The 20979-nt window shown below is 59.4% G+C and carries 16 protein-coding genes; 11 read left to right on the top strand and 5 right to left on the bottom strand.

The window, feature by feature from the left end; all coding sequences use genetic code 11:
* Window positions 1-169: 169 nt before the first annotated feature.
* Entirely contained in the window at window positions 170-1045 is an 876-nt protein-coding gene (locus QO005_RS22820) for a LysR family transcriptional regulator (protein WP_307160329.1), read from the bottom strand.
* Window positions 1046-1352: 307 nt separating this feature from the next.
* Between QO005_RS22820 and QO005_RS22815 the strand changes: the two genes are divergently transcribed.
* Entirely contained in the window at window positions 1353-2774 is a 1422-nt protein-coding gene (locus tag QO005_RS22815; protein WP_307160328.1) for a proton-conducting transporter transmembrane domain-containing protein, read from the top strand.
* Between the two features lie 13 nt (window positions 2775-2787).
* Window positions 2788-5199, top strand: coding sequence for a YbcC family protein (locus QO005_RS22810; RefSeq protein WP_307160331.1), 2412 nt, complete (start codon window positions 2788-2790; stop codon window positions 5197-5199).
* 63 nt (window positions 5200-5262) lie between these two features.
* Here QO005_RS22810 and QO005_RS22805 read toward each other — a convergent pair whose 3' ends face one another.
* Together QO005_RS22805 and QO005_RS22800 are read right to left on the bottom strand one after the other, a co-directional pair.
* Complete coding sequence (locus QO005_RS22805; RefSeq protein WP_307160327.1) at window positions 5263-7311, bottom strand: mechanosensitive ion channel family protein; 2049 nt, start codon at window positions 7309-7311, stop codon at window positions 5263-5265.
* A complete protein-coding gene (locus QO005_RS22800; protein WP_307160326.1) occupies window positions 7308-8477 on the bottom strand; it encodes a 2Fe-2S iron-sulfur cluster-binding protein in 1170 nt (389 codons plus the stop codon). Before QO005_RS22800 ends, QO005_RS22805 begins: the two co-directional genes overlap by 4 nt.
* Before the next feature lie 387 nt (window positions 8478-8864).
* On the opposite strand from QO005_RS22800, the gene repA reads away from it, so the two are divergent.
* From repA to repC, 3 genes are all read left to right on the top strand, one after another.
* On the top strand, window positions 8865-10085 hold the full coding sequence (gene repA, locus QO005_RS22795) for a plasmid partitioning protein RepA (RefSeq protein WP_307160325.1): 1221 nt from the start codon (window positions 8865-8867) through the stop codon (window positions 10083-10085).
* A 233-nt stretch (window positions 10086-10318) separates the two neighbouring features.
* Window positions 10319-11290 carry a plasmid partitioning protein RepB gene (gene repB / locus QO005_RS22790; protein WP_307160324.1) on the top strand — a complete coding sequence of 324 codons (972 nt, stop codon included), beginning with the start codon at window positions 10319-10321 and terminating at the stop codon, window positions 11288-11290.
* A gap of 154 nt (window positions 11291-11444) precedes the next feature.
* Window positions 11445-12659, top strand: coding sequence for a plasmid replication protein RepC (repC, locus tag QO005_RS22785; protein ID WP_307160330.1), 1215 nt, complete (start codon window positions 11445-11447; stop codon window positions 12657-12659).
* Between the two features lie 187 nt (window positions 12660-12846).
* Here repC and QO005_RS22780 read toward each other — a convergent pair whose 3' ends face one another.
* Both QO005_RS22780 and QO005_RS22775 read right to left on the bottom strand, forming a co-directional pair.
* A complete protein-coding gene (locus QO005_RS22780) occupies window positions 12847-13038 on the bottom strand; it encodes a WGR domain-containing protein (protein ID WP_370878144.1) in 192 nt (63 codons plus the stop codon).
* 238 nt (window positions 13039-13276) lie between these two features.
* The gene (locus tag QO005_RS22775) at window positions 13277-14305 is read right to left on the bottom strand and encodes a LacI family DNA-binding transcriptional regulator (RefSeq protein WP_307160322.1); all 1029 of its coding nucleotides are present in this window, start codon (window positions 14303-14305) and stop codon (window positions 13277-13279) included.
* Between the two features lie 137 nt (window positions 14306-14442).
* On the opposite strand from QO005_RS22775, the gene QO005_RS22770 reads away from it, so the two are divergent.
* From QO005_RS22770 to QO005_RS22745, 6 genes are all read left to right on the top strand, one after another.
* Window positions 14443-15483, top strand: a complete 1041-nt coding sequence (locus QO005_RS22770; protein WP_307160321.1) for a Gfo/Idh/MocA family protein — start codon at window positions 14443-14445, stop codon at window positions 15481-15483.
* A gap of 100 nt (window positions 15484-15583) precedes the next feature.
* Window positions 15584-16486 (top strand): sugar phosphate isomerase/epimerase family protein, encoded by a 903-nt coding sequence (locus tag QO005_RS22765; protein WP_307160320.1) that lies wholly within the window; start codon window positions 15584-15586, stop codon window positions 16484-16486.
* 99 nt (window positions 16487-16585) lie between these two features.
* Window positions 16586-17806, top strand: coding sequence for an ABC transporter substrate-binding protein (locus QO005_RS22760; RefSeq protein WP_307160319.1), 1221 nt, complete (start codon window positions 16586-16588; stop codon window positions 17804-17806).
* 216 nt (window positions 17807-18022) lie between these two features.
* Window positions 18023-18925, top strand: coding sequence for a carbohydrate ABC transporter permease (locus QO005_RS22755; RefSeq protein WP_307160318.1), 903 nt, complete (start codon window positions 18023-18025; stop codon window positions 18923-18925).
* A complete protein-coding gene (locus QO005_RS22750; protein ID WP_307160317.1) occupies window positions 18922-19749 on the top strand; it encodes a carbohydrate ABC transporter permease in 828 nt (275 codons plus the stop codon). The genes QO005_RS22755 and QO005_RS22750 overlap by 4 nt, the downstream gene beginning before the upstream one ends.
* A complete protein-coding gene (locus tag QO005_RS22745) occupies window positions 19746-20840 on the top strand; it encodes an ABC transporter ATP-binding protein (RefSeq protein WP_307160316.1) in 1095 nt (364 codons plus the stop codon). The genes QO005_RS22750 and QO005_RS22745 overlap by 4 nt, the downstream gene beginning before the upstream one ends.
* Window positions 20841-20979 lie beyond the last annotated feature (139 nt).

Genomic DNA, 20979 nt, shown 5'->3' with positions numbered 1-20979 from the left:
ATTGCATTCTCCTTGCGAGTGACAACCCATTGGTATCATTCGCAAGTCGCACTTCATCCTTGAACCCACCCCCTGTGAGTTCAAAGTTCGGTAAGGCGCATTATGGAACTTTTTCATCCGTTGCTTCGGTCGGGCCGCTGTTCATTGCAGTTACGGACAAGAGACGCAATCAGCCGTTTGCCTCGAGAAGCGGTCGGATTAGCGGGTTGGGAAATCGGCGTTTGATGGTCACGGCGTAAAAGGATTCGATCATGCCCGGCAGGGCATCGAATTCCACCAGGGTGCCCGCTTCCAGTTCGCCCTTGACGACAATGGGCGGGAGAACGGCGAGGCCGATGCCTTCACGGGCCAGAAGGCGCATCATGGCCATGTCGTCAACTTCGGCTGCGATCTGGGGTGTCAGTCCAAGCTTTTCCACCAGCGCGTCGAACTGGGCGCGCACCCCGCTTTCCAGCGTTGGCAGGATGACCGGATGCGCAGCCAGAAGGTCGGCGAGCATGGCTCCGCGCGCGCCATAGGAGGGTTTGCCGATTAGGCTGACGCGCTGCTGGTAAACATGCCGGGCGATGAAGGGTGTGAGCGAATCGGCCATGGGCGCCTGGTTGAGCAGGACGATATCGAGGTTCAGCGTTTCCAGGGCCGCCAGCAATTCGCCCGTGCTGCCGGACCTCAGGATCATGTCCACATTTGCCAGTCCGAGAATGGGCCGGAGAAACTCCATCTGAAAGTTGCGCGACAGGGTGGCCAGCGCGCCAATGCGAATGCTGCGGCGGCTGCGGCCTGTTTCCTTCAGGGTTTCCACCAGTTCTTCACCGGCGGCGAAGATCGTGTCGGCATGGTCCAGCGCAATGCGGCCTGCCTCCGTCAGGTAAAGCTGGCGGCCGCGCCGCTCGAACAGCGCGTGCCCGAGCCGCTCCTCCAACTGTTTGATTTGAATGGATAAGGCCGATTGCGACAGGTTCAGCCGTTCGGCTGTACGCGTAAGGTTGCCGTCATGGGCGACGGCACGGAAATATCGCAGGTGATGATAGTTCAGATCAACCATAGTTCTATTTTATAGAACGAAATCTGAAAAACAATGAATTTTTCTTGGAATGCTGCGGCTGCTAACAGGTGTTTCACAGGCCCGCCGCACTAAAGCCGGTGGGTAAGATCGGAGAAAATCTGTGACCCACGCCTTGCCTCTCCTTGCGCCGTTCTTTCTCGTTGCGGCCTCGCTTTTTTCCTGTTTTTCGCCTGGGTTGAGACCGCGTCTCGCGGTGAAGGTGGCTGAATGGACCGCAATTGGCGCCATGGTCATCGCCCTGATCTCCGCTTTCGTGCTTATACGAGATGGTGCAGGAACGAGGCCGATGGCTGGTTTCGGCATTTTCACCTTCGGATCGCGGCTTGATCCCGTCAGCCTCGTCATGCTCAGCCTGGTTTCCTTTATCGGGTGGGTGGTGCTGCGCTATGCCGGAACCTTTCTGGATGGTGAGGCGCGGCAAGGACCGTTTACAGCCTGGATGACGGCGACGCTCGCGGCCGTTCTGTTCCTGGTTCAGTCCGGCACGCTTCTGCAATTCGTCACCGGCTGGGTCGCCTCCAGCCTGCTGCTGCACCAACTGCTGCTGTTTTATCCGCAGCGCATTGCAGCGCAGCGGGCCGCGCGCAAGAAGTTCATCGTCTCCCGCATTGGAGATGTCGCTTTGATTGCCGCCGCTCTGATCCTGGGGCTGACCTTCGGCACGGGTGAGATCGCCGCCATCCTGGCGGCGGCCCGGGAGGGTGCGGGTGGCTCCTGGAGCGTTACCGCCGCCGCCTTGCTGGCACTGGCTGCCATCCTGAAATCGGCGCAATTTCCCACCCATGGCTGGCTGACGGAAGTCATGGAAACGCCCACCCCCGTTTCGGCCCTGCTGCATGCGGGCGTGGTCAATGCCGGTGGCTTCCTGCTCATTCGCTTTGCCGATGTTATGCTGCAGGCGCCGGTGGTGCTGGCGGTGCTGGTGATGATCGGGGGCTTCACGGCATTGTTCGGCAGCCTCGTCATGCTCACCCAGCCTGCAGTCAAGACGTCGCTGGCCTGGTCGACAGTGGCGCAGATGGGGTTCATGATCCTGCAATGCGGGCTGGCGCTGTTTCCCATCGCTCTTTTGCACATCGTCGCCCATTCGCTCTACAAGGCGCATGCCTTTCTCTCCTCGGGGAGTGCCGTTGAAACGGTTGCCTCCATCCGCAGGCCCGGGCCGGTGGCAATCCCTGATGGTGTGGCGGTGACGCGGGCCTTTGTGCTGGCGCTTGCGATCTACGGGGTGATTGGCCTGCTCTTCGGGTTTTCGGAAAAGCCGCCGCAGGCTATTGCCCTGGGGGCCATTCTGATCTTCGGCGTGGCCTATCTGATCGCCCAGGGTCTTGCCGATGCCGCCCCGTGGGCGCTGACCCGGCGCACGCTGCTTGCCTCGCTTCTGGCGGCCACGGCCTACTTCGCCTTGCAGCACGGCGCCGACATGCTGATGCATGGCACCTTGCCGCCAACCCCTCGTCCCGGTCCGCTGGAATGGACGCTGATGCTTCTGGGAGTGATCAGCTTCGGCATTGTGGCCGTGGCGCAGTCGCTCTTCCCGCTCTGGGCCTATCATCCGGCGGCGGCTGGCCTCAGGGTTCATCTCGCCAACGGCCTTTATGTCAATGCCCTCTTCGACCGGCTGCTGGGCGGCTGGCGAGTTGCCGATGCTACCCTCCCCGTCAAGACCGCCTTTGCAAGTCAAGCCGCACACCACGCCAAGGATTGAACCGATGAACAAGATGGTAAAGATGATCAAGATCGATAGCCTCCATGGCGAAGCCCTGGCGCAAGCGGCGGACCAGGCGGTGCGGGCCATTCCTCCCGCCTGGCCGCTGACGGCCACCGTGGCCGTCAATCCCTTCTTCGGTCAGGCTCAGGCCAGTTTTGAGCAGACGGCGGCACTTCTGGGGCGTATCGGCGGCGTGCGCCTTGCCCTGCCCCGGCAGCATTATGCCGATAGCATCGCGAAGGGCGAGATCAGCGATGCCGATCTGATTGCAGCGCTCGAAAACAGCACCCTTGCCGGACGGCTGGATCTTGGCGGCCTGAAGGCCGAGGCGCGGCAGGAGGCCCCTGCCCCGCTGGCACTGCCCACCATAGCCGATCTGGCGGCGCGCGCCTCCGGCAAGGATTGGCCGGAATTGGTGGCCGAGCGGATCGGGATCTTTGCCTCGGGCTTCTTCGACCAAGGGCAGGCGCTTTGGGCCGCCTCCCGGCATAACGGCCTCTATGCCGCCTGGCGGGCCTTCGCCCTTCACGATCTGACCCCTGAAATTCTGGGACTGGAGGGCTTCGCCCTTTCCGTGGCCAGCACGCCCGAGACGGCGCAGGGACTGATCGAGCGGGCGGCGATAAGGCTGGGCTTCGCGTCGGAGCCGGGCACTTATTTCCACCAATTGCTGCTGACGCTGGGCGGTTGGGGGCAATATGCCCGGCACTTGCAATGGAAGGCGGAACTGGATGGCGGATCGGATCAGACCGCGCTGGAACTGCTGGCCATCCGGCTGGTCTTTGAAGAGGCGCTTTACGAGCGGTACGAGGCGGCGATTGCCGAGGAATGGCGGGTCATTCGCCGCACGCATGCCGCACCGGTGGCTGTCGATGAGACGGTTCAGATCGATGCGGTGCTTCAATCCGCAGCCGAGCGGGCTGCCCAGCGGCGGCTGGCGCAAACGCTGAGCCTCTCCTCCCCTGTCAAGCTGACAGACCAGCGGCCTCAGCTTCATGCGGCCTTTTGTATCGATGTGCGCTCGGAAGTGTTCCGGCGGGCCTTGGAAAGCATCGATCCCGGCATCCGGACGTCCGGCTTTGCCGGCTTCTTCGGGCTGGGAGCCAGCCACAAGGGCTTTGCCTCCGATGTCAGCGAGAACCGTCTGCCGGTGCTGCTGAAGCCCTCGGTCTTCACCTGCAGCGCCGTTGAGAGCGAGGATAAGAGCGACCGGCAGGCACGGTTTGCCGCGCGTGCGGTGCGGGCCTGGGGCCGGTTCAAGCTGGCTGCGGTTTCTTCCTTCGCCTTCGTCGAGGCCATGGGGCCTGTCTATGCTGCCAAGCTGCTCAAGGATGGGCTGGGGCTTGCCAAAAGCCGCAAGCCCGATGCCCCTGCTCCGCGTCTTTCTCCAGAGATTGATCTCGATCAGCGGACGAAGATGGCCGAGACCGTGCTGCGGGCGATGTCGCTGACAGAGGGCTTTGCCAAGGTCGTGCTTCTCTGTGGCCATGGAGCAAATGTCGTGAACAATCCCTATGCCAGCGCGCTCCATTGCGGTGCCTGCGGTGGCTATGCGGGGGATGTCAATGCGCGGCTGCTAGCTGGCCTGCTGAATGAGGCTGAGGTGCGCAAGGGCCTTGCCGAAAAAGGCATCATCATTCCCACGGATACGCTTTTCATCGCGGCTCTCCATGACACCACGACGGATGGGGTCACGCTGTTTGACGGCGATGTGGCTCTTCCTTCACCGGACATGCTTGAACCCATTCGCAACTGGCTGGATCAGGCTGGGCGGCTGGCCCGGACCGAGCGGGCCGCGCGTCTGCCGCGCGCTACCGCAGGGTCCATTATCGAGCGGAGCCGGGACTGGGCGGAAGTTCGGCCTGAATTCGGCCTTGCGGGCTGCCGGGCCTTCATCGCTGCGCCTCGGTCGCGGACCCAGGGGCGCAATCTTGAAGGGCAGGCCTTCCTGCACGATTATGTCTGGCGGCAGGATGACGGCTTCAAGGTGCTGGAACTGATCCTGACGGCCCCCGTGGTCGTGGCCAGTTGGATCAGCCTGCAATATTTTGGCTCTGCCGTGGCGCCTCAGCTGTTTGGGGCGGGCAACAAGCTGCTGCACAATGTTGTCGGCGGGATCGGCGTGGTGGAAGGCAATGGCGGCAATCTGCGGACGGGCCTGCCCTGGCAATCCGTGCATGACGGCGAGGCCTTCGTGCACGAGCCGCTGCGGTTGACGGTGGCGGTCGAAGCGCCGAAGGAGGCCATCACCGATATTCTGCGGCGGCACGCTCATGTGCGGGCGCTGTTTGACAATGGCTGGCTGTCGCTCTTCACGCTGGACCAGGACGGACGGATGGCCTGGCGCTATCAGCCGGGCCTTGGCTGGGCGGAAGTCACGGAGACCATGTCTTCGCCGACCGAGAGCAAGCTAGCCGGTTGAGGGTCAAAAAACGGCGGGCGCTGATCCTACAGCGCCTGCATTTTTTTATTTGCATCCTGATCCTCAGCTCTCTGCCCCCGCTGCGGCTCCTGTTGCTGAAGGCGCCACCATTACCGCGCCGGAGGGCGGGGAGGTCAGCATGTCGTTCACCAGCACCTGCGTGCCTGCGGCGAACGGGATACCCGCCTCCTTCAGCGCCTTTTCGATACGCCGATAGGCTTCTGTGCGGATTTCAAACTGGTTGCCGGGGGCGGAGCGGAATTTGCAGCGGAAGATCTTCACGCCGGGATCGATGCGGTAAAGCTTGGCTTTCAAGGGTTCCAGCATCAAAGCCCCGAGTTCGGGATCTTCCTGCATGCTTTCCCCGACCTTCTTGACCAGCTTGCGCACCGCTTCGCTTTCCACATAGACGGGCAGCGGTATATTGAACTTGTCGATCGACCAGTCGCGCGAATTGTTGCGCACACTGCCCAGAGACCCGTAGGGCACGAAATGCAAGGGGCCGTTCTGGTGGCGCAATGCGACGGTGCGCAGCGTGATGCGTTCCACCGTTCCCCTTATATTGCTGCCGCTTTCGATATATTCGCCGACACGAAACACATCTTCGGCGAGATAGAAAATGCCGGAGATGAGATCGCGCACCAGAGCCTGGGAACCGAAGCCGAGCGCCAGTCCGAAGACCCCGGCGCCGGCCAGAAGCGGTGTGACATCGACGCCGAAGGTCCACAGAACCGAAAGGATCAGCAGCATGGCGAAGGTGACGCCCGCCGCCATGCGCAGCATCGGCAACAGCGTCATCAGCCGGGCATTGGGATTGGGACGACCATGGGTATCGCTCGGTCCGAGCTCCCGCAGCCGCTGATCGATGGGAACCCTGACGGCGACCCAGGCCACATGGGTGACGAGCGCAATGCCGGTGACGCCCAGAAGATGCAGGACAAAGCGTGCAGCAGGATTCTGGCTGTTCTCGACTTCGCTGAACGGAATGCCGACAGCCAGCAAAACGGTTGCAATACCGAGAACACAGACGCTGTATCGCGCCACTGAGAGGGCAATAGAGGGGGCCAGACGATGGCCAAGCGCGCCCGCTTCTTCTGCAAGCGTCAGCCCGTCCTGGCTGCTGGTGAAATCACGTTCGCTCCAGAAGAAGAACACCACCGATTTCAGGTGCCACTGGATGATCGAGACAATGAACAGGCTGGCCAGCAGCATGGAGGCGAGCGGACCTGCCACGAGCCAGAGGCCAAACACGGCGGCGATCATCACCGGCATCAGGATTTCCACCGGAAATTTCGGCGGCTTGTGCTGATCATGCCGGGCAATGGCGTGCTGATGGCGCAGAACGGTTGCCAGCACGGCAAGCGAACCAAGGGCTGCTGTCAGGATATGCAGGGTTTCTGCCGCGTCCGGGGCATCCATCTGTTCCAGCACCGGTCCGACGATGCCGGACATGGCAAGCAACAGCGCCACCAGAACCACCGTGGCAACCCAGAGACCTGCCGAGCGGGGATCAATATCGAGGAACCGGAATCGCGCCCGGCCGGGCGCCAGCAGAGTATCGGCCAGCAGCCAGGCGACCCGAAGGCTGAAAATCAGCAGGAGGCTGGTGAAGACGGCCGTTTCATAGCCTGCCGGCCATTCGAAAAAGGTCAGGCTGCCCGATATGGCAAGGATAAACAGCACCAGCCCGGTCGCCAGCAGCAGAAAGCGCCGGGCCGCCAGCCGGAAGGCCTGCGCGGCGGACGTGATGGCAGTTTCATCGATGACACGGAGGCTGGAAGCGGCATAGGTCCAGTAAAACCATTCCATGCCACAGCCGATCAGCATGACAATCAGCCAATAGGTCAGGGTGACGATACCATCTGTCGTGGCGCTCGCTGCCGAAAGAGTTTGCCAGACATTGGCAAATTCTGCGGGGGCATTTTCAAGCGCCGTGGTCAGGCGGCCAAGCCGGTAATTGGCCGCGTGCAGGGCATGCACCATCAGGCCGCTCTTGCCATGGGTGGGGGCCGCTGGCTCCTGTGCTGCCGCCACCTGCGCCAGCAGAAGAAAGGCGAGGCTTGCAAAAAAACTGGTGCAAAAGGTCGATTTGGTGCGCGAGACCGCCATCATCGCACCTGTTCCGGAAGGGCTGTGTCGATGGCGGGGTGGCTCTCACGCAAAAAGGCTGCATCGACATGAAATGGAAGCAGGCGGACAAGCTCTACAGAGCCATGCGTCAAATGCGCCTGACAGGCCAGCCGTTGGCCGGGGGCGGCCTGAATGCGCCTCAGCGTTTGCGCCTCGGTTGCAGACACCGGCGTCAACACCGAGGGATCGGAGGTGATGGCGACAAGGCAGGTGCCGCAGCGTCCACGCCCGCTACAGATATTGGCATGGGGTATATGGTTGAGAAGGCTGATTTCCAGCAGCGACAGGCCCGGCCTTGCAGCCACGCGCTGTCCGGTTTCGAAGGTGACACCAACCCGCATTCGGCGCCGTTTCAGGATGCGCAGCATCAGGATAGCGCAGGCGACCAACGCCAGCAGCCCGTAGATCAGCAGGATGCGGGTTTGCAGGACATCGAGCATGGGGCGGGCTTCCGCCATGATATCCAGCGAGTGCCGCATGCGTTCCTGCCAGTGGCCGTCGGCTGCCAGCTTCGCCAAAGCTTCCTTGCCGCCGCGCACAAAACCCAGCAGCGCCAGAATGGGAACGAAGAACAGCACCGGCGTGACAAAGGCGCCGATGCGCCGCCAGACCGGCTTCAGAACCAGCCAGCTGTAGAGACCGATGGCCCCGTGCACCCAGACGACCATCACCACCAGAACCTGCTGCAAGGCAGATTTCGGAGCAAGGTTCCAGTAAACCGAAAGGAGAAAGGTATAATCCGGCCTGAAATCCGGATCGAGATGATGGAGAATGCCAGCGACCGCCACGTGATTCAGCACCAGCGGCGGAGTGATGAGCCCAAGGCACATCTGCACCCAGTCCGTGCGGCTCAAGGTCAGGCTGCGCCTCAGCGCCAGGGTCATCAGGCCCAACCCGGCATGGACCAGCACCGCCGCCGTGAGAAGGGTGACGCCAGGCCAGCTCATCCACGGAAACAGCAGCACATGGCGCGCCTTTTCCATCGCATCGATGGAATGCAGCCCAAGCGCAAGATTGGTGAGATGCATCAGGACATAGAGAATGAGCACCAGTCCCGAGACCAGCCGCAACTGAAACAGAATGCGCTTGACCCGGCTGCGATCCAGACGGCGGACGGAGGCATTTTCGACAACAAATCCCTGGGTCATGCAGTTCAGCCTTGGCACATGAGCCCGGCCGATCCGCCGGTGCTCTCCAACGGATCATCCTCGTAAAGCCCGATTATCATTCCCGCCTCCCCCATGAAAGCCAACATGCTCCACAGTCAGTTAAAATTTTTGTCAACACGGGGTGGAAATGGTGCAAACCGGGGCAGATCCTCGATGTTGATCCTGCCGTATCTTCGGCTTCGGGCAGCCGTTGAAGGGTATGGAAAATCAGCACGGTCCGCGGCTACGAAGCCATGTCGTGGTCGATGAAGACGAGCGGAGTCCAGGAAGTCCACAATGGGTGCTTGCTGAAAAGGCCGAATCGGAGATAATAACGGTTAAGAAGGCAAATTGGCGCCAAAACCGTTATATGGAAGCTTTTTCGCAATGAACGCTAATTCGAGGTCGGCCGTGGCCGGCGAACGGCATTTCGAGGACGAGATCCTTGATCAGGGAGACCTGATCTCGAAGAGGCTTCATCTGCTCAGCATGCAGCGTTTCCCACCGAATGCAAGAAAGACGTTGCGCAGCTTTTCCCTGTCTGAAGTGGCCGGTTTCGTCGGTGTTTCGCAAAGCACGCTGAAGAAGCTGCATCTTGATGGCAAAGGCCCCTCCCCCGTGACCTCTCCTTCCGGGCGTAGATCCTATACGGCCGAACAGATGCTGGAGTTGAGGCAGTATCTGGATGAGCATGGCCGCTCCGACAGCCGCCTTTATGTGCCGCATCGGCGCAAGGGTGAGAAGTTGCAGGTTCTGGCGGTGGTCAATTTCAAGGGCGGCTCCGGCAAGACGACCACGGCCGCGCATCTTGCGCAATATCTTGCCCTGACGGGACATCGGGTTCTGGCGGTTGACCTCGACCCGCAGGCCTCGCTCACTTCGTTGCATGGCTTCCAACCGGAGCTTGACCAGATGGGCTCGCTTTATGAGGCCATCCGCTATGATGGTGAGCGCAAGCCGATCTCCGAGATCATCCAGGGCACGAATTTTCCAGGCCTAGATATTGTTCCTGCCAATCTCGATCTGCAGGAATATGAATATGACACGCCGCTCGCCATGTCGAACAGGTCGACGAACGAGGGAAAGACCTTCTTCACGCGGATATCGCGGGCCTTGCAGGATGTCGATGACCGATACGACGTCGTCGTCGTCGATTGCCCGCCGCAACTGGGCTATCTGACGCTGACAGCCCTGACGGCGGCAACCAGTGTTCTCATCACCATTCATCCGCAAATGCTGGACGTGATGTCCATGGGCCAGTTCCTGTTGATGCTGGGCGGAATCCTGAAGCCGATTCGTGCGGCTGGCGCCGAGGTCAATCTCTCCTGGTACCGCTATCTGATTACCCGCTACGAGCCCACGGACGTGCCGCAGGCGCAGATGGTCGGCTTCATGTCGACCATGTTCCACGAATATATGCTGAAGAACCAGATGCTGAAATCGACGGCCATCGCCGACGCCGGCATTACCAAGCAGACGCTTTACGAGGTGGAACGCGCCACGATGAACCGGGGCACCTATGATCGGGCGCTGGAATCGCTGGACGCGGTCAATAGCGAGATTGCCGGGCTCATTCATCAGGCCTGGGGGCGTCAGAATGGTCGCTGAGCGGGCTTTTGATGCAAAGAGGGCTTGGGTCTGGCAGGCTTTGATATGACGAAACAAGGTCCGAAGCATCAAGAGCGGATAGGGACGATGGCCATTGGTTGTTAGCAATGGACCGAAAACGGGAAGCGGTTCGCCCCGCAAAGACGAACGGAAACGAGCGTATCGCGTCTGTGTTGCGTTGATATGGGGCTGATAGCCTCTCGAATCTCCTGGAAGCAGGGTGGGATAAAGCGATGGCAAGAAAGAATTTGCTGGCCGGACTGACGGATGCGGATGATGCGCAGGCTGGCGTGACCTCCTATCCTATGCGAGGCGCCGGAAAATCCCTGGTGCGATCGCTGGATGAGTTGGCGCGTCAGGCCGACAAGTTTCTCGAGGGTGAGGCGATCGTCGAGCTTGATCCAAATCTTGTCGACGGTTCCTTCGTGCAGGACCGGATGGCCGTCGAGGGGTCGGCATTTGACGAGCTTGTGGCGGCAATTGCCGAGCGGGGCCAGGATTCGCCCATTCTGGTGCGCCCGAAGTCCGATGGCCGCTATCAGGTCGTGTTCGGCCACCGGCGTCTGCATGCGGCCCGCAAGCTGGGACGGATGGTGCGCGCGGTGGTCAAATCCATCGATGATCGCTCGCATGTGATTGCCCAGGGTCAGGAAAACTCCGCCCGCACGGATCTCTCCTTTGCGGAGCGGGCGAGTTTTGCCCGGTCCCTGGATGAACTGGGCTATGAGCGCGAGGTGATCATGGCGGCCCTCTCGGCAGACGCCTCTGCCGTGTCGAAGATGTTGTCGGTGGTCGAGCGTATCGGCCGGGAAAAGATGCAGGCCATCGGTCCGGCAGCCTCGGTCGGCCGCGAGCGCTGGGTGGAACTCTCCCTGCTCCTGGCAAAGCCCGCCAATCGCCGCAAGGCTGAGGACCTGATTGCCACGCCTGCTTTCGACGGCGCGGCGTCCGATGAGCGTTTTGACCTGTTGTACAAGGCTTTGAAGGGGACGGCGCGCGCCGTGAAGAAAGGGGACGCGACGACCCGCAAAGCCACCTGGCAGGCAGAGGACAAGGCCGTGGTCGCGGAGATCACGGCGCAGACAAGGGCCTATTCGCTGTCGCTGAAAGCGAAGAATGCAGGTCCCTTTGGAGAATTTCTATCCGCCCGGCTGGATGCGCTCTATGCGCAGTTCCTGGCGGAAAAAGCACAAGAGGAGCAGTAAACCGCAAAAGAAAAAGGCCCCCCTTACGTTGCCGTAGTGGAAGCCCTTCTCGTGTTGTAGCAGACAGAGAATCGCATTTCCCCCCGGTCCAGTCAAGAGTCTTTGGCACCGTTTTGGTGAGCGTTCTTCTTTTGCCTTTTGCAAGGTGAAGATGATGGAGATTGGAACGACAACGACGCCTTTCGGGCGGCGGGGGGCGAAGCTTTCGCTGGTTCGACGGCAGGTCGAGGCGGAAAACACCAGCAGCGATCGTAGCGTCGACAAGTGGAGCGTGTTTCGCGATGCCTGCGAAGCCCGGGACATGCTGGGGCTACAGGATCGTCCCTTATCGGTCTTGAATGCGCTCTTATCCTTTTATCCGCATGCCGAACTCTGCGAGGATAAGGGGCTGGTGGTATTTCCCTCCAATGTGCAGCTTTCGGCACGCGCCAATGGCATTTCCGGCGCCACGCTTCGCCGTGCGCTTTTTGCGCTGGTGGAGGCGGGACTGATCGAACGTCGCGACAGCCCCAATGGCAAGCGCTATGCGCATCGGGATACATCGGGTGCGGTGGAAAAAGCCTTTGGCTTCGACCTGAAGCCCTTGCTGCTGCGGGCAGGAGAACTCGCGCTCATGGCCCAGAAGGTTGTGCAGGAGCGGCTTCAACTGAAACGGGCCCGCGAAAATCTGACGCTTTGCCGTCGCGACGTGCGCAAACTGATTACCGCTGCCCTCGAGGAAGGCATTGCCGGTGATTGGGACGCGCTGGATGCGGCCTATCGGCGGATCGTTCAGCGCATCCCACGCGATCCTGGGCTTCAGCAGCTGGCTCTGCTCCTTCAGGACATGGAGGATTTGCGCCAACAGGTCTTCAACGTGCTGGATTTTCAGCAAAATGTTCAAAATATGAACGGCAATGCTGATCTAAATGAGCAGCACAAACAGAATTCAAAACCAGACTCCATCCATGAACTTGAACCTCGCTTCGAAAAGAAGCAGGGGGCAGCCGCCGAGGTCGACAACAACCGACAGAATGCGTGGTTAACGGCCTTTCCTTTGGCTATGGTGTTGCGGGCTTGTCCGCAGATGGCCGATTACACGTCGGGCGGCATGATTGGAACCTGGCGTGATTTTCTGGCTGCGGCTGTTGTCGTGCGATCTACACTTGGCATCAGTCCGTCGGCCTTTGAGGAAGCCTGTGAGGTCATGGGGCCGGAAGCGGCGGCAATCACCATTGCCTGCATGCTCGAACGGGCCGGACATATTCATTCGCCGGGTGGCTATCTGCGTGGCTTGACGGCGAAGGCGCGCAAGGGCGAGTTTTCCGTCGGCCCGCCGCTCATGGCGCTGTTGCGTCTTAACGGCCGCGGCGAACGCGCCGTTTCCTGAGAGTGTGATCGGATCGAAAGACGTGGATCTCATCCATGAAACGCCTGGCCTGCGACACTTCAGGCTACTGCATAATTCCTTAAATCGGAATCGATTGAGGGTGAAAATTATGCAGCACATTTAAAGCCTTACAGCGTCCGTTTGCGTTTGATAAAACGCACGGCGCTGTCATGGTTTCTCTCGATCGTCAGGAGCGGATGCAATAACCTCGTCCCGTCTTGCGCCGGGCGAGCGTGTGAAACAGGCGGAGGGCCTCGTCTGCTCTTTCAAAATGATGGCTGAGGGATTTACCGGAATGCCCGATGCGCCCCCAGCGTCGGGTGAGGCAGGCATCGCCAAACAGCGTTTGCGAAATTTCCAGCGCATAAAAGCGCGCCATGTTTTTCGCCGGATCGGTCCGCTCGAGGTAAAGGTGATGAGGGTCGGTTTTCATAGGCGGAAATCTGGCCGATTGGCGTGATCCGGTCCAATGAGAGTTTTGAATCGGTAGAGGTTTGCCGATTCACAATTCTGATGAGTGACGTCTGTGTGGGGCTTTGCAGGAGCATCTACACAAGTGCTTTAAGTTCTCGTTTTAACGCATGTCGTTATCGCAAAACCGCTGCACAGTTTTGAGCCTAGAGCAGGCTGCCGTCACTCTCCCCTTCCACGAGAGTCATCGGCCACAGACATTGGCGCGGTGCTTGCGCGTAGTGTTCTGCAAAGGCGGGCATGGTGGAGAGCAGGCTTTCTGCAAGCGCAATACCCAGCTCGCGCAAGGAGGGCCGAAAACAGGTGAGACGCGGCACCAGAAATTCGGCCATCGGGCTGTATTGGCCGATGACCGCGACATCGTGCCCCGGACGAAGCCCCGCTTCTTCCAGCCCGCGATAAAAGCCGATGACTGTCGCTTCATTCAGCAGAACCATGGCGGTCGGTCGATCTGGCGAAGATAGGAAGTCCTGAGCCAGTTGATATCCGCCAGCCTCATTCGGGCTGGAGTGAAAAACCTGGGTGTCATCCAGCCGCAGGCCATGTTGTGCCAGAGCGTCGCGGCATCTTGCCTCGAAGATATAGCCGAGATTGATGTCGCCATAGGGACGGCTGATGGCAATCCTGCTGTGACCCTTGGCGACCAGACGGTTCATGGCGGTGTCGGCCATGCCTTCAAAATCTAGATCAAACCACATGGGGCCAGTATGGCTCTGGCTGCGGCCAAGGCTGATGAAGGGAATTTGCGCCCGGCTCAGTGTCTTGAAGCGGTGATCGCGCATGCGCGTGGCAGATAAAATGATGCCATCGGCAAAGCCTCGCGCCACGACACGTTGCAAATAGGCATCCGGATCCTCCTCGGAAGAGCAGAGCAGCGCCACCAGATCGAGATGATGGCGGGCAAGTACGGTTTGCACCCCGTCGAAAACGCTCATGAAGAAGGTATCGCCATGGCCGGTGATGTCGTGACCGGTTTGCATCATGAACCCGATGATGCCGGTTGAGCCTTTGCGAAGCGCCCTCCCCGCCTGATTGGCGACATAGCCGAAGGCTTCCGCTGCCGCCAATACCCGGCGTCGCGTTTCCTCGTTCACATCCGGCTTGCCATTCAAGGCCCGGGAGACCGTACCTATGGAAATATCGAGATGCTGCGCAAGCTGGCGTATGCCTTTCATGATGCCCCGGCCCTTTCAAGTCCGTTATCGTTTACGAAATGGCACTTGACAAGGCAAGCCGTTCAAAACTATCGTCGTAAACGTTTACGGTTGGCGGTGAAAGAGGAGTTTTACCGCTTCCGTTCAGGAGGATTTCCGTGACATACAAGGCCGTTTTATGCGGGTGCGGAGCTATGGCCAGGGGCTGGCTAACGGCACTCCGTGAAGATCCCGAACTCTCCGATCAGGTGACGATTGTTGGTCTCGTCGATCTGGACATTGGTGCGGCGAAGACGCTGGCGGACGAATTCGGGCAGCATGAGGCCATGCTCGGCACGGAGCTTTCCACGGTTCTGGCGCGGACGCGACCGGATATGCTGTTTGATGTGGTGGTGCCCGCTGCCCGCGCCGGCGTGGTTGAAACCGCCTTTGCCCATGGCTGCCATGTTCTCAGCGAAAAACCGCTGGGGATGGATATGGATGAGGCCCGAAATCTGGTGGCCCTGGCTCAGCAGTCGGGCCGCGTGCATGCGGTGGTCCAGAACCGTCGCTTTATTTCCGGCATCAGGCGGCTTCGCCGCGCCGTCATGGAAGGATTGATTGGCGAGTTGACAGCCGTTCACTGTGATTTCTTCATCGGACCGCATTTCGGCGGCTTCCGCGAGGCCATGCAACATGTGCTGCTGTTGGACATGGCCATCCACACGCTGGACGCCGCCCGTTTCGTTTCGGGCCGTCAACCGCTTTCAGCCTATTGCGTGGAAAGCAATCCCGCAGGCTCGTGGTATGCCCATGGAGCCAGCGCCAATGCCATCTTCAAGCTGGAAGGCGATGTGGTGCTGACCTATCGCGGCTCCTGGTGCGCCAGAGGGCGCCGCACCAGTTGGGAAAGCGCCTGGCGGCTTGTCGGCTCCAAAGGCATGTTGACCTGGGACGGCGAAGACGCATTCGAAGCGACCGTTGAAGGACAGGAACCGGGACTGTTGCCCGGGTTCCAATCCGTCGAGGTTCCCCCCTCCCCTATTGATGGGAAGACTCACGGCCATCGCAGCGTGCTGAAAGATTTCGTAGCCGCTGTTCGTGATGGTCATAAGCCCGAAACCGTCAGCCATGACAACATCAAAAGCCTTGCCATGGTGCTGGCGGCGATCGAGAGCGCCCGCACCGGTCAGCCAGTGACGATAGAGCATACCGGGTGAAACCGGGTTCACGAAGATGATCTATCTCTTTGTTTCCAAACGATTCGAACGGGTAGCCCGTTCACGTTATCGCAAGATTTGCATAAGGATCGTGATTGCCATGTCCAACTTCGGTCATTCCATTCGTATCGGCACCATGATCAGTGCCTCCGCCGGCCAAGCGGCCCGTCGCATCGGGCAACTGGCCGATATGGGTTTTGAAAGTTTCGAACCCTTTTTCTGGCAGACCACCAATGGTCAGGATCTGGCCGAACTCGGCAAGCGTTGCCGGGAGGCCATAGGCGATCGCGACATCACCATGTCGACTATCGGTATGTTCGGCAATCCTCTGGAAGAACAGGATCTGGACTTGCAAACGTTGCAGGGCTGGAAGGATTGCATCGATAATGCCCATCATTTCGGGGCAAATTGCGTTGCCGGTTTCACGGGACGGGTACGGGGCAAGCCGCTGCCCGACAGCCTGCCGCGCTATCGCGAAATCTGGAGCGAACTTTCCCGCCGGGCTGCCGACAAGGGCGTGAAGATCGCTTTCGAAAACTGCGCCATGGACGGCAACTGGCAGAGCGGAGACTGGAATATTGCGCATAATCCCGATGCCTGGGAACTGATCTTCAATGAAACGCCGGAGGATCATATCGGGCTCGAATGGGAGCCCTGCCATCAGATGGTCTATCTGATCGATCCCATTCCGCAGATCCGCAAGTGGGCGCATAAATTTTTCCATGTTCACGGCAAGGACGCCACCATTCGTTGGGATGTGATCCGGGAACACGGGATTTTTGGCAAGCATCCCTTCGTCTTCATGCGCACGCCGGGCTTTGGCGACACCAATTGGACGGATGTGATTTCCGAACTGCGGCTGGCCGGATGGTCAGGCTCCATCGATATCGAAGGCTGGCATGACCCCGTCTATCGCGACACCCTGGAAATGACGGGCCAGGTGCACGGCCTGAATTACCTCAAGCAGTGCCGGGGAGGCAGTTTCGTGCCCGACCCGGTTTGAGACTGGAGCGCCTCCGCTCGGAGATGCGTGAAAACAAAGAGTTAGATTGCGTCCGGTCAGGAGGAGGCAGGGCGATTAAACCAATGTGAGGAGGAGAACATGAAGATTCGTAGCCTATTGCTGGCAGGCGTTTTTGCCCTTGCCGGGTTGACCGCCGCGCATGCCGAGGAGATTACCTTACGCATCTGGAGCCTTGATAAGCCGGAGCAGCCAGCCTGGAACCTTGCGCGGGAATTCGAGAAGAAGGAGCCCGGCATCAAGGTGGAATACCGGCTGATACCCTTTGAGGATGTGGTGAGTGAAGCCATGCGCGCCTATTCCACCGGTCAGGCGCCGGATATTATCGCCATTGATAATCCCGAGCACGCGCTGTTTGCCTCGCGCGGCGCTTTTCTTGATCTGACCGACAGGATCGCAAAGTCGACGGTGATCAAGAAAGAGAATTATTTTCCCGGTCCGCTCGCTTCGGTGACCTGGAAGGACAAGCTTTACGGTGTGCCCAAGGCCACCAACACCATCGCCCTCTATTATAATGCCGACATGTTCCGCGCAAAGGGTCTTGACCCGGACAAGCCGCCGCAAACCTGGGACGAGCTTCTCGATGCGGCGCGCAAGCTCAGTGATCCTGCGAAAAATGTCTACGGTCTCGCCTTTTCCGCTAAGGCCAGCGAGGAAGGCACGTTTCAGTTTCTGCCCTGGGCGCAGATGGCAGGCGGCAGCTACAAGCACATCAATAGCGAGGGTGCCGTCAAGGCTTTGACAGTCTGGAAAACCCTTATGGATGAGAAGCTTGCCTCACCTGACAGCCTGACGCGTGGCCAGTGGGATTCGACCGGCACGTTCAATTCCGGCAATGCCGCGATGGCGATTTCCGGTCCGTGGGAGTTGAACCGGATGTCCAGTGAGGCCAAATTCGACTGGCGCGTGACGCTTTTGCCTGTGCCGCAACCGGGTGCGGAACGCTCTTCCGCCATGGGTGATTTCAACTGGGCGATTTTCGCGTCCACCAAACATCCTGACGAGGCGTTCAAGGCTCTTGAATATTTCGCCTCCCAGGATGACAAGATGTTCGAGAAATACGGTCAGCTCCCTGCCCGCTCCGATATCACTCTGCCGCCCACCGGCAATGAGCATAAGGATGCTGCGCTGAAAGTATTTCAGGATCAGCTTAAATATGCGCAGCCGCGCGGTCCGCATCCGCAATGGCCGAAGATTTCCAAGGCCATTCAGGATGCCATCCAGGCGACGCTGACAGGGCAGATGTCCGCGAAGGATGCTCTTGATCAGGCGCAGAAGAAGATCGACGCGGTGCTCGGCTGAGAGCCCCCTCCCCTCCCCTTCTGTCCGGTTTTCTCTGGGGCGGCGATTGCTTTGATCCTTTCAAGATGATCGCCGTCCAGCAGGACGGATAAGTTAGAGCATTGTCCCGAAAAAAGTGGAAACCGGTTTTCCCTCCGGAAATGCGTAGAAACAAAGAGTTAGAGCGTTTCAATATCTCCGTGAAACAATGAAAAGCTCTAGGAAGAATGGATCGCCATGCGCAAACTGCTTCTCTCGCTGACGGATGGGCGCGGCTTCGATATTCTGCTGGTCGTCCTGCCGCTTGCCTTCCTTCTGACCCTGTCCGGGCTTCCCCTGCTCTACAATGTGGTCATGAGCTTTCAGGAGGTGGACATGTTTTCGCTGGGCAGCGTCATCAGGCCGTTTGCGGGGCTTTCTAATTACCGCAGCCTGTTTGCCCAGCCGGAAACCTGGCCCATTCTCGGCAATACCGCGATCTTCGTCTCAGCCTCGATTGCCGGTCAGTTTCTGCTGGGCTTTGGGCTGGCTTTGTTCTTCTGGGTCAATTTTCCGGGAGCGTCCTGGCTGCGTGGGCTATTTCTTGTCTCCTGGGTCATGCCGGGACTGGTGGTTGGAGCCATCTGGAACTGGATGCTCTCCGGCGACTTCGGTGTCATTAATTTCCTGCTGCATCAGACGGGTCTGATCTCCCAGAATATCTTCTGGCGATCAGACCCCCATTATGCGCTCTGGGCCGTGATCATTGCCAATATCTGGCTCGGTACGTCGTTCAACATGATCCTGCTGTCGGTCGGCCTTTCCGCTATCCCTAAGGATCTGTACGAAGCCGCTGAACTGGATGGCGCCACCGTCTGGCAGCGTTTCTGGACCATGACGCTGCCGATGATGCGCTCTTCCATCGGCGCGGTCATCTCGCTTGGGCTGATCTTTACCCTGCAGCAGTTCGATCTCTTTGCTGCTATTACCTCCGGCGGGCCGAACAACGCGTCGAACGTGGCGCAATACTGGGCATGGGATCTATCCTTCAAGCAATATGATTTCGCCAAGGGGGCCACTGTTTCCGTCATCATGGTGGTTTTCGTCATGCTGGCATCGGTCGTGTATGTCCGTTCCACCCGGCAGGAGGTAAGGGGATGAGCGAGACGCTGCGAAATCGTCTGATGCTGGTGATCGCGCTGATGCTCGCCACCGTCTATCTCTTTCCGCTCTACTGGATGTACATCACCACGCTGAAGAGCGGCTCCGCGATGTTTGCGACACCGCCCGGCTTCTGGCCCACGGACCCGCAATGGAGCACCTATGCCTATGTCTGGGAAAGCCGCAATATGGCGCGCTATCTCTGGAACTCGCTGGTCATCGCCCTCGGCTCTGTGGTCTTGATTGCCGCTCTTGGCACGGGTTGCGCCTATGTGCTGGCGCGCTATCGCAATGGCTGGGTGGATGTTGGGCTGTTTCTCATTCTCATGTTGCAGGTTTTGCCGGCCTCGTTGATGATCACGCCGATCTTCGTCGGCTTCTCGCAAATCGGGCTGCTGGAGACCCCTCGCCTCGCCGTGGTGCTGGCGATCGCTGCCAAATCCATGCCCTTTTTCGTGGTTCTGGTGCGCGCCACCTTCATGAGCGTGCCGCTGGAACTGGAGGAAGCGGCGCTGGTGGACGGAAATTCCCGCTTCGGAGCGTTCTTTCACATTGTTTTGCCGCTGGCCCGCAACGGGATTCTGGTGGCGGCGATTCTCATTTTCATGCAGGCCTTCGGCGAGTTCGTCTACTCCAAATCCATCATTCAGGATGTGGAACTCCAGCCGGCCAGCGTCGGGCTCAATTCCTTCATGGGCCCAAATACCAATGAATGGAACAATATCATGGCCTTCGCCACGATGTATGTCACGCCGATCCTGGCGGTTTTCGTTCTCCTGCAACGCCGGATTGTCTCCGGCCTGACGTCCGGAGCCCTAAAGTGATGCAGCAAATTCAACTGACCGGCGTGAATAAATATTATGGCGCCTATCATGCTCTCCGCAATATCGATCTCAACATCCGCAAAGGGTCGTTCGTGGCGCTGGTCGGGCCTTCGGGATGTGGAAAATCCACGCTGTTGAGATCGTTGGCCGGGCTGGAAAGCATTTCCTCCGGTGATTTGCTGATCGCTGGCGAACGGATGAACGGCGTGCCGCCCCGCAAGCGTGATCTTGCCATGGTTTTCCAGTCCTATGCGCTCTATCCGCACATGACGGTGGAGGAAAACCTGACCTATTCACTGCGTATCCGAGGGGTTAAGAAGGCAGAGGCGAAGCGCGCTGCCGCTGAGGTCGCCGCCACGACCGGACTTTCGCATCTCCTCACCCGGTATCCGCGGGAACTATCCGGTGGGCAGCGCCAGCGTGTTGCCATGAGCAGAGCGATCATTCGCCATCCCAAGGCATTCCTGTTCGATGAGCCGCTCTCCAATCTCGATGCCGCTCTCAGGGTTCATATGCGCAAGGAAATTCGCGCGCTGCATGACCGCCTGGGGGCGACCTCTGTTTATGTGACCCATGATCAGGTTGAGGCCATGACCATGGCCGATCATGTGGTGGTGATGCGCCAGGGGGTTATCGAGCAGCAAGGTGCGCCACTTGAGCTTTATGACCGCCCCGTCAATCGCTTCGTCGCCGGTTTTATCGGCTCTCCGGCGATGAACTTCATTCCGGCGAGCGTTGAAGAAGCGGCTTTGGTTCTGGAACTGGCACCGGGCGTACCGCAAAGGCTGAGCTTGGCAAGATCGCTGCCGGAGGGAGAGGCGCTTATGGTTGGGCTGCGCCCCGAACATCTGCGTCTGGTATCGGAGAGCGAGGCCAAGCTGCGCCTGCCGGTTGGCATGGTGGAAAGCACCGGAGCAACGACATATCTTACGTCTGCTTCCCAGCCGGAGGTGAATGTCGTTGCCTCCACGCGGGTCACTCCGGCGGCTGGAACAATGATGTTTTTGAGCTTTGAAGATCAACATCTGCACCTCTTCGATGCCGAAACCGGGATGCGGCGCGATTTTGATGAAGCCTTTATCCGCGAATAAGTTTATCGTTGCGGAAAGAGCCGGCGGGCGGGGCTGCTGGCCCTTTCAGGGTGTAGGTTTGGTATCTAACTGGTTTTGTTGTGAAAAACGGTATTTTTGTCGGCTGACAACCAAAAGACTTGCGGTATCGGTCTTGTGG

This window comes from Allorhizobium paknamense, assembly GCF_030815125.1.
Taxonomy (GTDB): domain Bacteria; phylum Pseudomonadota; class Alphaproteobacteria; order Rhizobiales; family Rhizobiaceae; genus Allorhizobium; species Allorhizobium paknamense.
The sequence above is the reverse complement of the archived record's forward strand: the minus strand, read 5'-3'. Positions and strand labels throughout refer to the sequence as shown.

Coding starts and splice junctions, on each gene's coding strand:
- QO005_RS22820 (WP_307160329.1), bottom strand. CDS start 1,045: ATGGTTGATCTGAACTATCATCACCTGCGATATTTCCGTGCCGTCGCC.
- QO005_RS22815 (WP_307160328.1), top strand. CDS start 1,353: ATGGCTGGTTTCGGCATTTTCACCTTCGGATCGCGGCTTGATCCCGTC.
- QO005_RS22810 (WP_307160331.1), top strand. CDS start 2,788: ATGGTAAAGATGATCAAGATCGATAGCCTCCATGGCGAAGCCCTGGCG.
- QO005_RS22805 (WP_307160327.1), bottom strand. CDS start 7,311: ATGATGGCGGTCTCGCGCACCAAATCGACCTTTTGCACCAGTTTTTTT.
- QO005_RS22800 (WP_307160326.1), bottom strand. CDS start 8,477: ATGACCCAGGGATTTGTTGTCGAAAATGCCTCCGTCCGCCGTCTGGAT.
- repA (WP_307160325.1), top strand. CDS start 8,865: ATGAACGCTAATTCGAGGTCGGCCGTGGCCGGCGAACGGCATTTCGAG.
- repB (WP_307160324.1), top strand. CDS start 10,319: ATGGCAAGAAAGAATTTGCTGGCCGGACTGACGGATGCGGATGATGCG.
- repC (WP_307160330.1), top strand. CDS start 11,445: ATGGAGATTGGAACGACAACGACGCCTTTCGGGCGGCGGGGGGCGAAG.
- QO005_RS22780 (WP_370878144.1), bottom strand. CDS start 13,038: ATGGCGCGCTTTTATGCGCTGGAAATTTCGCAAACGCTGTTTGGCGAT.
- QO005_RS22775 (WP_307160322.1), bottom strand. CDS start 14,305: ATGAAAGGCATACGCCAGCTTGCGCAGCATCTCGATATTTCCATAGGT.
- QO005_RS22765 (WP_307160320.1), top strand. CDS start 15,584: ATGTCCAACTTCGGTCATTCCATTCGTATCGGCACCATGATCAGTGCC.
- QO005_RS22760 (WP_307160319.1), top strand. CDS start 16,586: ATGAAGATTCGTAGCCTATTGCTGGCAGGCGTTTTTGCCCTTGCCGGG.
- QO005_RS22755 (WP_307160318.1), top strand. CDS start 18,023: ATGCGCAAACTGCTTCTCTCGCTGACGGATGGGCGCGGCTTCGATATT.
- QO005_RS22750 (WP_307160317.1), top strand. CDS start 18,922: ATGAGCGAGACGCTGCGAAATCGTCTGATGCTGGTGATCGCGCTGATG.